Consider the following 13,536-nt stretch of genomic DNA (forward strand, 5'->3'; position numbering starts at 1 on the left):
GACATTGAACCTCCTATGTTGAAATGTTGTGGTTGCCAGACCAACTCCATTCTAGTACTAGGAGGTTCTTTCCTTTTCTCTAAGAATTTTTACTGACCCCCAATTTAACTGAGGGTTTAGTCATGCCTATTCGGCGTACAACAAAAAGCTCGAGTTATATCGTTTCTAGATATAACTCGAGTTTTTTTAGATTATGTGTATAAAATAAACACTTACACTGGTAAGATTTTTATTCGTGCGGTGTTGTATAGTTAATATCTTGTGCCTTGTAACTTTCACCATAAGCTAATACGTGAACGATAGTTTCCAATGTAGCACGTACAGTTTCAACAGCCATACTTGGTTGATTTGGTTTATCCACCACTTGGGATGGCAAGTACGGAATGTGCATGAATCCCGCCTTAATATTGCCTTTTTGTACTGCATAATGACACACGCCATACATCAAGTGATTGCATACAAAGGTACCAGCTGTATTAGAAACCTTTGCAGGAATGCCATTTTGATGCAATGCGTTAACAATGTTTTTAATTGGCAACGTTGCAAAATAGGCACTAGGACCATCGGCTACAACAGGTTCATCTTCAGGTTGGTTGCCTCCATTATCCGGAATGCGGAAATCATCGCAGTTAATAGCAACACGTTCCACTGTAATATCTGGGCGACCCCCTGCTTGACCTACACATAGAATAAAGTCTGGTTGGCATTGTTCAGCCGCTGCTTTCACAGTATCAACAGATTTATAACGTACAGTAGGAACCATTTGCGTAACTACTTTGTAATCACCATCAGTATAACCATCCATTGTTTTTACCGCTTCCCAAGCAGGATTAATAGGCTCACCGCCGAATGGATCAAAGCCGGTAATTAAAATTGTTTTCATCACACTACCTCATAACGATATCTTATGGTTCATTAGAATAATCAAACATGATACATAATCTTAGAAGGATATATCATATAGTTTCATAAGCATATCGTACTTTCACAAAAGGGTTAAATAAAGTAATACATTAATAGAATGTTTAATACAAGCATAATTAATGCAATTGGAAGTTGTGCTTTAATAACACCGTATTGATCGCGCATTTCAAGGAGCGCTACCGGTACGATATTAAAGTTGGCCGCCATAGGTGTCATCAATGTACCGCAATAGCCAGCAAGCATTGCAATAGCACCAACAGCAGCTGGGTTAGCACCATGAGCTACAACGAGCATTGGAATACCGATGGCACTTGTAATCATTGCAAATGCGGCAAACGCGTTACCCATAATCATTGTGAAGATAACCATACCGATGCAATATGCTACAACAACGAAGAATACATTATCTGCTGGTACTACACTTGCGACTGCACTGGAGATGAGTTTGCCAACGCCAGCCAAATTAAATAGATAGCCAAGAGCCGCTAATAATTGGGACAAAATAGCAGTCCAACCGATAGCATCAATAAGACGACGACCTTCATGGAATCCTTGATTAAGTTTGCCCTTAGTGATGTAAAGAGCGGCACACATAGCAATGATTGCGGCAATACCTAGACCAACAAGAGCGCCTAACTTAGTAAAGAAACCAATGAAGAATGTAATAATACCAACAAGTAACGCTGGTACGAAGATAACATTACCAATACGAACAGCTTCGCCTTTTTTGAATTCGATAGGAGATTCAAAGTAATGGCCTTTTCCCAGTTGTTTTACTAATACGATAGCTGCCATAGCCATTACAAGCCAGCCATTAATTTCCTTGGAGAGATAAGAACCAAAGATAAAGGATATGCTATATAAGAGCCAAAATAAGCCTGTACCAATGCGATATTTATGCTCTTTATCTAAAAATGATTGAATAGCAAAGATAAATAGAATAATCCCTACGAGAAGATATACGTAATCTAAGGGCTGCATTTTATAGAGTATTTCTAACATATTATTCAGCCTCCTTCTTCAATTCTTCTGGTGTAACAAGAATATTTAACTCATTAGGTACTAATTTACCAGCTTTCATATCCGCTTCGTCACGAGCTACAGAGGCTTGAATTCTTTTATCAAAGATAATAAAGCGAATGAAGTTAACAATATATGCACAAACAGCAGTTGGCAATCCGTACAATACCATATCTGTTAACTCTACAGAATAACCTAATTGTTCCATAACGCCTTTGATGAGTAATAACCCACCAGCAGCAAGGAATAAGTTTTGACCGAAGAAGTTACCTATATTATCTGCAGAAGCAGCTACACCACGCACCTTATCAAGTGTACGTTGAGATACTGGACGACCTTGAGCTACCGCAGCTTCACTCATAGGAGCGATTAATGGACGAACCATGGCAACCATACCAGACATGTTAATACCAAAAGCTACTGTTACTTGGCGCACAAATAAATAAATCATAAAGATACGCCCTGCAGTAGCAGCGTTGATCTTGCCAATCAAAATTTCTGCCCGTTCACGTAAGCCGTGACGTTCCATAAGGCCAATAACAGGTAATATCAAAATAAATAATGACATATAACGATTTTTAACGAAGGCCTCCCCAATGGCACCAACGATATCGTTGATACTGAGACCACCTGCAAGGCCCGTTACAAAACCTGCGGCTACAACAACTAACAAGGCATTAAAGCGCAGCATCAGACCGATGACCATCACTAAGATACCTGACAAAATCAACATATGGAGACATCCTTTCTACAAATCATCCATAACACATATAACCATAAAGATACGTTATATGTATATATTATATACTGAATAGTCATAATCTTACACAAAAAAATACCTTGTATCTAAATTTAGTGAATGTCCCTGATCTGCGATCAGAGCATAAAACACTCAAATAGAGTACAAGGTAATTTACGTAATTAATATAACGCTTTCTTAATTAATTTAATTCTTTCTTAAATAATATAGTTGTATGCTGTTTTCCTCTAAAATGAACCTTATCATACGCCGTAAACCCAAAGGATTCATACATTTTAGGCAGCCACGGATGCTCCTTAGCCGTTCCTAATGTAACAATATGTGTTTTAAACTGTTCTTTTAAAAGCTCCTCTGCATAGCCCAAGACTTCCCGTGCATATCCTTTGCCTTTGAAAGCTGGTGCCGTTACAAAATGAGCAATATGCGGATATTTATCCGGCGTTGAGTATTTCACCCAAGGCATACAAAACGTAATAGAACTAACTAATTGCCCATCAATATACAAGCCGTATACAGGATAATTTTCAATCCATTCCTTAGATTCCTCTTCCGTAAAATCAATGGCGTCGAAGCTAATGGGATAGTCTTTTATAGCTGCGTAACCGTCGATTAATACCTTATGATATTCTGCTGTGTCTGCTACTGTTAATTGTCTAAATTCTTTCATGGTCTTTCCCTCATATCTATATCTTTATTCATAAACTACGTATATTAATTCACTTTGTGAAAGTAATTATACACCTATATGTATTTATTTGCAATATATTTACATAAATATTATATGAAATTATAATATCTATAAAGAAAATCTCATATGCAATAATGTAATATATTCTCCAAACCTCAGCCATACTATGTGCCAGATAAATTAAAACCTCAAATCTCAACAAATAGCAAGTTCGTATAAAAATAAGCAGAATACAATTTAGATATCAGTCAAGGATTTCATTCCGTCTAACCATAATTGACGAATTCCTATAAAATAAGCACAATACCACAAAAAGATTTAGACAAAAAAACAGGATGTATCAAAGATACATCCTGTTTTGAGCTTTTACAAACTCTAGAAAAGTTAATCCTATTGATTATTGTATATACGGGAACCGTATACGTCACGTTCGTTTTTAGGCTCGTTGTTAACGCGAACACGTTCAGTTTTATGACGATCGTTATCATCACCAGAAATACGATCAACACGGAAGTGGTTAAGACGAATATTTTGTAATTCAGGACCGAATTCATTCAATGCACGTTTCATGTTTTCGTCAATAGGAGCACCATTTTGAAGTGCACGATACAACATTGTAGCGAATTCGTAACGAGTCATCTTAACATCGCCTTTGAATGTGCCATCAGGGTAACCAACAAGGATACCATTACCAGCCAATTGGCTAATATATTGGTAAGCCCAGTGGTTGCGAGGAACGTCTGGGAATTCAGCAGTTTTGCTTGGATCAATTGCATGTGGAGTCAAGATTTGTAACAAGTTGTTATATTTGTTTTCCATATCTTGAAGACGTGCGTTCAATTCAGCAATTTCACGACCCATAGCTACGCGGGAACGGGATTCAGGGGAACGTTTACCAAGGCGAATAGATACACCCGCGTTCAATTGAGTTTCGCCAGTACCTACAGTACCACCAACGGAGAACATTGTGTCTTCGTTAGGACGGTAGAACGCACCCAACGCAGCAGAGTTAGCATTATGGTAGTGACCATAGCCTGCAGCAATTGTCCATTTGTCATCTGGGTTGAAGTCCAATGGATGCAATGCAGCCAATGCAGCGGAACCTGCACCTACTTTGTTAACCCGTCTTTCAACAGTGCCAACACGATTAGTCAAGTTCTTAATATTGTTATTAATTTGACCAGGTGTGGAATTGTTGATTTGTGTTTGTAAATCATTAGCTACGGAATATAATTGGCTACCGTTTACAGCATCTGTAGATGTAGCGGAGATTTCCCCAGCCGCAACATTTTTAATTTGACGTTCAGCACCAGCTTTACCTACGGACACGGAACCATTAGCTGCGGAACCCACACCAGCAAAGCCACCGAATGTATGACCAGCAATTGTCGCACTACTTTGTGCTGTAGCTTCGGTTGTAGTGGAACCTGTACCTAAAGCGATAGAGTTTAAATGTGTTGCATTTGCATGATCACCAATCGCCATAGCGTAGTCAGCTGCAGCATTTGCATCAGAACCAAACGCATTAGAACGCACGTTAGTTGCCTGTGCACCTGCGCCAAATGCTTGAGCATGATCACCAGATGCAAGGGCAGAGGAACCCATAGCAACAGAATGATTATTGGTTGCTTGTGCGCTAGAACCAATCGCATTAGATTTATAACCAGATGCTAATGCTTCATAGCCAATAGCTTGTGAGCGAACTTCGGAAGCCTTTGCACGTGTACCAATAGCAGTAGACCATGTACGTTGTGCTTCAGCAGAATGACCAATAGCAATAGATTCATTCATCAACGCTTTGGAAGAATTACCCATTGCTAATGCAGAGGTGCCTGCTACAGTGTTGTTAACACCAATAGCGACAGAATTACTTTTCCAGTCACCAGTTTTCTTTGTAGCATCATCTGGCTCATTTTCGTAATCACGATCACGGAAGTTTGCATCAGATTCTTTTACAGTATTACCGCTACCATATGCAACTGCATTATTGGCACCTGTAACAACATTAGTGTTGTCCATTACAACAGAAGCAGCGTCTACCGAATTAACATTCGCACCAACAGCAGTGACAGCAGCCAATACAGCAAACGCTAATTTTTTGGAATGTTTCATTTCTCTCATCTTACACCCTCACTAAATTAAAAAATCATCCAAATTACAATACAATTTTTCATTCTCTCTATGTTCCGTCTCTCACCTCGATTGAACAAGTGAATATTCTAAATTAGCATAAAGAAATATCCCTATATCAGTTTAAGAAAAATTTATATTGTCGATTACCCGCATAGCATATCAAAGTTTTACGATATACACAACCCTTTTTTCTAACACAAATCAAATTAACAAGTCTTTATACCTATCAAAATCAGCTTTATTGCTAGCTTTGTAGGGAAATAAATTTTACTCATTATTTTCTCTTATGAGTTAAATTTTTCGCAACTTTGTAAACTTTTCTCATGTAACAAACTGTATAACTTATAAATAAATAACCACCTTATAAGCACGCAAAATATACATTTAACCCTTATCATTCCCCATTCATACTTAATTCATGAATTATATGTGAATTGAACTATTTTGTATATTTAATCATTCACTTATCATTTTATTATAATTTTATATTTCTATGACAATAGCATCTACCAATACCAATTGACATCCAAATAGATGCTAACAAAAGCATTATAAGAATAAACATAACAAATATGATTTATATTGGCCAATATTTTATGTATATGCTCAAAAAAAGCCCCCTCCTCTTCATGAAGATAGGGGCTTTATAACAAGAATCATTCTTTATTATATGTAATTATGCTAATAATGCACTTACAAGTGCTTCTGCTTTATTAAAATCGGATTCTTCTGGATTCCAGTTGCATTTGATTTCAGGTTCTACTACAGAGAATCCGTATTTAGTCAACGCTTCACGGAGTACCTTTGTAGATTCACCAGACCAGCCATAGGTACCAAATACAGCAGCCTTTTTATTTTTGAATTTCAACTCACGCAAGAAGTCGAGCCAACCAGCTACAGCAGATAATACGCTATTACCTACTGTTGGAGAGCCTACAGCAATCGCTTTAGACTTAAAGACTTCCATCATAATATCATTTTTATTGGTTTTGCTAATGTTAAAAGTCTTAACACGTGTATCAGGGGATTGCTTAGCAATTTCTTCAGCAATCTTATGGGCCAATTTCTTAGTGCCATCCCACATAGTGTCATATACTATTGTGATTTGATCCTCTTGGTACGCTTGAGACCATTCATAGTATTTTTCTACGATTTGCATTGGATTTTCACGCCAAATCGCACCATGACTAGTAGCGATGATATCGATTGGCAAGTTAAGCTTTTGAATTTCTTCAACTTTAGCTTTTACCAATGGAGAGAATGGATTCAAGATATTAGCATAATATTTCATCGCCTCTTCCCATAGACGGCATTGATCGGCCTTATCCGCCCATAGTTCTTCTACGGCAAAATGCTGACCGAATGCATCGTTGGAGAACAAGATATTATCCCCTGTCATATAAGTCGCCATGGAATCAGGCCAGTGAAGCATGCGCATTTCTACAAATACCAAGGATTTACCGTTCCCGATATCTACGGAATCTCCTGTTTTAACAGTTTTAAAATTCCATTCAGGGTGATGATATTGGCCAACCAAGGACTTAACAGCATTTTCTGTACAATAAATAGGTGTATTAGGAATTTTTTCCATCAATGCAGGCAAGGAACCGCTGTGATCCACTTCGCCGTGGTTACATACGATGAAATCAATCGTATTCAAATCAATTTCAGATTCCAAATTATCAATGAACTCAGAGGAATGAGGTTTCCACACAGTATCGATGAGGACCGTCTTTTCCTCTTCAATCAAGTACGCATTTTGGCTAGAACCATTATTAATGCTGTAGTCAGAACCGTGAAACTCTTGCAATTCCCAGTCAATTTTACCAACCCATGATACGTTGTTTTTAATGTGCTTTCTCATAATAACCTCCATGTTCTGTGAAAGTAAATATACTCACCTCATATCTTTTAATGACTCTATAAAGACCCACAGATGATAAAAGCAACTTTCACCGGTATTACCCAATATATGGCCCCATGTTGTATCCATCGATACAACACAAACGGTCATTAACTTTAGTTCTATTATATGGATATCACATAACTAAGTCTGTATCTGTAGATACAGATTTGAGAATTATTATAAAAACCACTCATAGGTAATCATATGCTGTACATTAGTACACATCGATTCCCCATGAGTGGTTACGAATAAATCTAATTATAAGGGCTGATTATTTATTACCCGTTTTAGATAGTCCAGGGATAGCTTTATAGATATATAGCGAAATATATCCATCAACCATACTATGAACCACCGTGCCACCACCAACAAGAACAAATACAACGTAGACGAGATCAATATTCGGCATTGTAGTTGTCGTGTAGAACAAGAGGCAGGCTAATATTTCGCCAATGTATACGATGCCGGTGGAATCACAACTTTCAAAGGCATCACGCTAGGAATTATGATGGCTAGTGCCATCAATAAGGCAGTAATGGTTAAATTTCGATACATCGAAGAATTCATAAAGGCCTCCTTAAAGAATATTTTGCCATACATCTACCAATATAGCACTCTAATATATGAAGAACAACTACGTATACCGCTAGTGTCCTACAAAAAAAGAGAGGGCCTTACAACCCTCTCTTTTTTAATTGGACAAATATATTATAATACCTATATCTTAACGCTTATAATACGATTTTAAAAATGACGTAACTCACGTTAATACCTTTCAGGAATCTTAATTCATTACTTTTATAAACGTTCGATTACGGCTTGCGCCATTTCAGTGGTACCTACGCGTTTCAACCCTTCGCGGTAGATATCGCCAGTGCGGTAACCATCAACGAGCACCTGTTCCACAGCACTTTCAATAGCGTCAGCCACTTGAGGTAAATCAAGAGAATGACGGCACATCATCGCAGCGGACAAGATTGTGCCCAACGGATTCGCCAAGTTTTTGCCCATGATGTCCGGTGCGGATCCGTGGATTGGCTCGTACAATGCAGTACCGGTACCCATAGATGCAGATGGTAAAAGCCCGATGGAGCCAGAGATAACAGCGCCTTCGTCGGACAAGATATCGCCAAATAAGTTCGTTGTAACGATAACGTCAAATTGTGCAGGATTTACAACGAGCTGCATCGCTGTATTATCTACATAAAGATAATCTGTTGCGATGTCTGGATTGGCAGCGGCTTTCTCTTGCGCAATTTTACGCCACAAACGAGAAGAAGCCAATACATTCGCTTTATCTACGGATACAACCTTTTTGTTGCGTTTACGAGCTGTTTCCATAGCGATGTCCATGATGCGCTCTACTTCATAACGGCTGTACGTTTCTTTATCCCAAGCGAACTCGTTAGCACCTTCACCTTGTGCCTCTTCCCGTTCACCGAAATAAATACCACCAGTCAACTCACGAACGATAACGAAATCTACATCTTGTACTAGTTCCTTTTTAAGTGGAGAATATTCTTGCAAGGATGGATAGATTTTTACAGGACGCAAGTTACAGAACAAACCAAGCTCCTTACGAAGACCTAGAATTGCTTTCTCAGGACGGATAGAAGGATCGACATTATCCCATTTAGGACCGCCTACAGCACCGAGCAATACAGCATCAGCCGCTTTACAAGCCTCGATCGTATCCTCAGTCAAAGGCACGCCGTATGCATCAATAGACGCACCGCCTGCTTTTTTATCAATCCAATTAACCTTTACATCGGCTTTCTCAAAAGCCACATCACACACAGCCTTCGCTGCCGCAATAATCTCAGTACCGATACCATCACCAGGAATCAATACGATACTCTTTTCGCTCATATTACCTCTCCATATAGTAAATGCTCATAGATGAACCACAAACTCATCTTTCTTTATTCCACTGTTAGAAATCTATATAGCCAGTGTCGAGCCTTCACACTCCCAAGAGCCGAATGCTCGTCGAAAACGACTTTGGCCCTGCGGAGGCCGCAGGCCGAAGTCAGACCTGGCCAGTGGAGGCTTGAGACGAGTGTTCGGCTCGCCCCTATTTACGGTTTTTAGCAAAACTTACAAGACCACCGGCTGCCGCAATATCTTGAATGAATTGTGGCAATTCAGTGCCTTGGTATTGTTCGTTTTTCGTCAAATTGTACACGATGCCTTTAGACAAGTCTACGCCGATTGCATCGCCTGCATCGATACGATCAACTTGTTCACCGATTTCCACAACTGGTAAACCGATATTGATAGCATTACGGAAGAAGATACGAGCAAAGGAGTGTGCAATGATAACAGGCACGCCTTTTGCTTTGATAACGCCTGGGGCATGTTCACGAGAAGAACCACAACCAAAGTTTTTACCAGCTACCATGATTTCGCCAGCTTTCACATTAGGAGCGAATGTGGTATCAATATCTTCCATCGCATGTTCGGCCAATTCGTTCCAGTCAGCAATCGCCAAGTAACGAGCCGGAATGATTACGTCTGTATCTACATCGTCGCCGTAGCGCCAGATTTTCTTGCTTTCAAAATCCATATTAAACCTCCTCAGGGCCTGCAATGCGGCCTAATACAGCACTTGCTGCCGCCACGTATGGGCTTGCCAAGTATACCTCAGAATCAACGTGACCCATACGACCACGGAAGTTACGGTTTGTAGTGGAAACGGTACGTTCCCCTTCAGCCATGATACCCATGTAACCACCTAGACAAGGACCACATGTTGGCGTGGACACTGCGCAGTCAGCTTGAATGAAGATGTCCAATAAACCATCTTTCATAGCTTGATCGTATACATCTTGGGAACCAGGAATGACGATACAACGAACGAATGGAGCTACTTTGCGACCTTTGAAGATTTCTGCAGCTGCCACCAAGTCTTCGTAACGGCCATTTGTACAGGAACCGATGATAACTTGGTCAATTTTAATATCTTTGTCGATTTCGTTGATGTAATGTGTGTTGGATGGCAAATGAGGGAATGCTACAACTGGTTGCAATTTGGACAAGTCGATTGTAATCGTTTGAGCATATACCGCATCAGCATCTGGAGCGATTGGCTCAACAGGACGATTAACACGGCCTTTGATATATTCTTCAGTTACTGCATCGTAAGGGAATACGCCACATTTGCCGCCCGCTTCGATAGCCATGTTACAGATGGTAAGGCGGTCAGCCATAGTCATGTGTTGTACGCCGTCACCGGCAAATTCAAGGGCCATGTAACGAGCGCCGTCTACGCCGATTTGACCGATTAAATCAAGGATTACGTCCTTACCAGTTACCCATTTGTTAGGTTTGCCGATAAGCTCAACCTTAATTGTTTCAGGTACTTTGAACCAGGTTTTACCTTCTGCCATAGCAACGCCCGCATCAGTGGAGCCTACGCCTGTGGAGAATGCATTTACCGCACCATATGTACAAGTGTGGGAGTCAGCACCAATCATCATTTCCCCAGGACCGATAAGACCTTTTTCTGGCAAAATAACGTGTTCAATGCCCATTCTACCGACTTCAAAGTAGTTTGTAATGCCATGTTCGCGTACGAAGTCGCGCATTACTTTCGCTTGTGTAGCGGATTGAATATCTTTATTTGGTGTGAAATGATCCGGCACCAAGTAGATTTTATGACGGTCAAATACAGGTTTGCCGATTTTTAAGAACTCTTTACGCGCCGGTGGAAATGTGATGTCGTTCATCAATACCGCATCCAAATGACATTCGATGATTTGGCCTGGCTTTACAACATCAAGACCCGCGTGGCGAGCCATATTCTTTTCAGTAATGGTCATACCCATATTATTCTTCCTCCTGTTGTTCTAGCTCCATAGCTAGGAATACGGAATTCACCGCATTGATATATGCATTCACACTTGATTTAACGATATCTGTGCTGATACCACGACCATGGTACAAGCGACCGTTGTATTCTACCTTGAGAGTTGCTTCCCCAAGGGCATCTTTACCGGCTGTTATGGCGCGGATTTGGTAATCTTTCAAGCTAATTGGCAAGCCAACAACACGTTCAACCGCTTTAAGGGATGCGTCTACTGGACCATCACCAACGGCTGCATCAGCTTTTTCACCTTCTGGTGTCATGAGACGAACGTCTGCGTACGCATAGCCTTTTTCACCTAATTTATAGTATTGAGCCACAAGCTCGAATGCTTTTTTGTGATGAAGATTATCTACAACAAGGGCTACGATATCATCATCGTATACTTGTTTTTTGCGGTCAGCCAACTCTTTAAACTTAGCGAAAAGATTGTTGATTTTCTCTTCTGCGAAAGATTGGAAACCAAGTTTTGCCAAATGATCAGCAAAGGCATGACGACCGGAGTGTTTGCCCAATACGAGGTCTGTTTTTTCAGCCCCTACGGACTCAGGAGTCATGATTTCATACGTTTCAGGATTGCTCATCATGCCATGTTGATGAATACCGGATTCGTGAGCAAAGGCATTGGAACCCACGATCGGTTTATTTGGAGGAACTACAACCCCTGTTAAACGGCTCACAAGTTTAGATACTTTCGTAAATTGTTTTGTATCGATGTTCACTTGAAGGTCATCGAAATAATCATGGCGTGTTTTAAGAGCCATTACCACTTCTTCAATCGCTACGTTACCAGCCCGTTCACCTAGACCATTAATTGTGCCTTCTACTTGGCGTGCACCTGCTTTAATAGCGGCTAACGTATTCGCATTGGCAAGACCTAAGTCGTCATGGCAGTGAACAGAGATAATTGCATTTTCAATACCTGGTGTATGTTCTTTAATATAACGGATTTTGTCACCAAATTCGTTAGGGTTCATGTACCCCACGGTATCCGGTACATTAATAATTGTAGCGCCACCGGCGATAGCCACGCCGAACACTTCGCACAAGAAATCGAGGTCTGTACGAGCTGCGTCTTCGCCGGAGAACTCAATTTCATCAAATTTGCCTTTTGCAAATTCCAAGATAGATTTAACGCGATCCAATACCTCTTGACGAGTCATCTTCAATTTATACTTCATGTGAATTTCGGATGTAGCGATAAACACATGCAAACGGCTGCGCTCTGCATCTTTCAACGCATCAGCTACCTTTTGTACGTCCTTTTCGTTGGCACGAGCCAAACCACAAATCGTAGCACCTTTTACTTCGCGAGCAATCATTTGTACCGCTTCAAAATCCCCAGGGGATGCAGCCGGAAAACCAGCCTCAATAACATCAATGCCGAGGCGTGCAAGGCCTTTCGCAATTTCAACCTTCTCCGGTGTTTGCAATGCTACGCCAGGTGTTTGTTCCCCATCACGAAGGGTTGTATCGAAGAAATATACGCGATTCTGTTCCATAATAGCCACCTTTTCTATCCTCATAAAACATAACACTTTATTATATCTATCCATAGTGAAAGTTTGTAACATCGCCAATGTCGACACCATATATAATCAGTGATTACTAGACTTTCACAAATAAAAAAGCCCCTCAGAACAACTGTCGTTGCTCAAAGGGGCGTTATATTCATAACACGGTACCACCCTAATTGGGACTCGTTTCGGGTATAACGGAACCACCGTCAATGACTACTGCTGTATTCGCCATCAAAGCTCACGGGAGAGTGTCAGCGTACAACCTCTATTGCCTCGCACCAGCCGGCAACTCTCTGAAAGCAGGATTTGTAAACCTTTATACCCGTTCATCGCTTGATTTAAGATATAAGGGTATTGTACTGTATTCTATAGAGTTATGTCAATCAAATTTACATGAATATCTTTTCATAAAAGCTTCGTTATTTCTAATATCAATCACAGTATAGAGATCCGTATATCGCTATTTGTGTAGAGCATATTTTGCTATACTATAAGTGTTGCTAACCCTAATCTGGCAACAGAAAGGGGGTGTAGTTATTGCACAACAACTATCAATTTTGGCTAGCCGTCATGGTAAATGTACTCGCCTACTACATTTGCAAGTGGTTAGACGCTTTCCTAGCCCTTTTATTTAGCAACTAGCCCAACGCTCTAACCTTAGCGTAATAATCATAACCACCCGTAAAACGGGTGGTTTGCTCTGACCCTATAAGGGTCTTT

Annotated in this window: 10 protein-coding genes, 1 pseudogene and 1 other annotated feature; all 11 genes and pseudogenes read right to left on the reverse strand. The window is 40.3% G+C overall.

Annotated elements, in window-relative coordinates; all coding sequences use genetic code 11:
• Window positions 1-229: 229 nt before the first annotated feature.
• The 11 genes and pseudogenes from pcp to Q7O55_RS09010 all read right to left on the reverse strand — a co-directional run bounded on the left by pcp (window position 230) and on the right by Q7O55_RS09010 (window position 12,798).
• Window positions 230-883 (reverse strand): pyroglutamyl-peptidase I, encoded by a 654-nt coding sequence (gene pcp, locus Q7O55_RS08960; protein WP_303929839.1) that lies wholly within the window; start codon window positions 881-883, stop codon window positions 230-232.
• Window positions 884-996: 113 nt separating this feature from the next.
• Window positions 997-1,926 carry a DUF979 domain-containing protein gene (locus tag Q7O55_RS08965; protein WP_303929840.1) on the reverse strand — a complete coding sequence of 310 codons (930 nt, stop codon included), beginning with the start codon at window positions 1,924-1,926 and terminating at the stop codon, window positions 997-999.
• A 1-nt stretch (window position 1,927) separates the two neighbouring features.
• Window positions 1,928-2,677 carry a DUF969 domain-containing protein gene (locus tag Q7O55_RS08970; protein WP_303929842.1) on the reverse strand — a complete coding sequence of 250 codons (750 nt, stop codon included), beginning with the start codon at window positions 2,675-2,677 and terminating at the stop codon, window positions 1,928-1,930.
• Window positions 2,678-2,885: 208 nt separating this feature from the next.
• Entirely contained in the window at window positions 2,886-3,371 is a 486-nt protein-coding gene (locus Q7O55_RS08975) for a GNAT family N-acetyltransferase (protein WP_004694271.1), read from the reverse strand.
• Window positions 3,372-3,782: 411 nt separating this feature from the next.
• Window positions 3,783-5,513, reverse strand: coding sequence for an S-layer homology domain-containing protein (locus tag Q7O55_RS08980; RefSeq protein ID WP_303929843.1), 1,731 nt, complete (start codon window positions 5,511-5,513; stop codon window positions 3,783-3,785).
• Window positions 5,514-6,201: 688 nt separating this feature from the next.
• A complete protein-coding gene (locus Q7O55_RS08985) occupies window positions 6,202-7,389 on the reverse strand; it encodes an MBL fold metallo-hydrolase (RefSeq protein ID WP_303929844.1) in 1,188 nt (395 codons plus the stop codon).
• Window positions 7,390-7,702: 313 nt separating this feature from the next.
• Window positions 7,703-7,998 (reverse strand): annotated as a pseudogene (locus Q7O55_RS08990) (hypothetical protein).
• Window positions 7,999-8,229: 231 nt separating this feature from the next.
• Window positions 8,230-9,300 (reverse strand): 3-isopropylmalate dehydrogenase, encoded by a 1,071-nt coding sequence (leuB, locus tag Q7O55_RS08995; RefSeq protein WP_303929845.1) that lies wholly within the window; start codon window positions 9,298-9,300, stop codon window positions 8,230-8,232.
• A gap of 205 nt (window positions 9,301-9,505) precedes the next feature.
• Window positions 9,506-9,997: a 3-isopropylmalate dehydratase small subunit gene (locus Q7O55_RS09000; RefSeq protein ID WP_008603290.1), complete on the reverse strand. Its 492-nt coding sequence runs from the start codon at window positions 9,995-9,997 to the stop codon at window positions 9,506-9,508.
• A gap of 1 nt (window position 9,998) precedes the next feature.
• Complete coding sequence (gene leuC / locus Q7O55_RS09005) at window positions 9,999-11,258, reverse strand: 3-isopropylmalate dehydratase large subunit (protein ID WP_005387441.1); 1,260 nt, start codon at window positions 11,256-11,258, stop codon at window positions 9,999-10,001.
• A 1-nt stretch (window position 11,259) separates the two neighbouring features.
• Window positions 11,260-12,798, reverse strand: coding sequence for a 2-isopropylmalate synthase (locus Q7O55_RS09010; RefSeq protein WP_303929846.1), 1,539 nt, complete (start codon window positions 12,796-12,798; stop codon window positions 11,260-11,262).
• A 153-nt stretch (window positions 12,799-12,951) separates the two neighbouring features.
• Window positions 12,952-13,155: a binding site (T-box leader), on the reverse strand.
• Between the last annotated feature and the right edge of the window lie 381 nt (window positions 13,156-13,536).

This window comes from Veillonella parvula (assembly GCF_945949885.1).
In the GTDB taxonomy this organism is placed as follows: domain Bacteria; phylum Bacillota; class Negativicutes; order Veillonellales; family Veillonellaceae; genus Veillonella; species Veillonella parvula_B.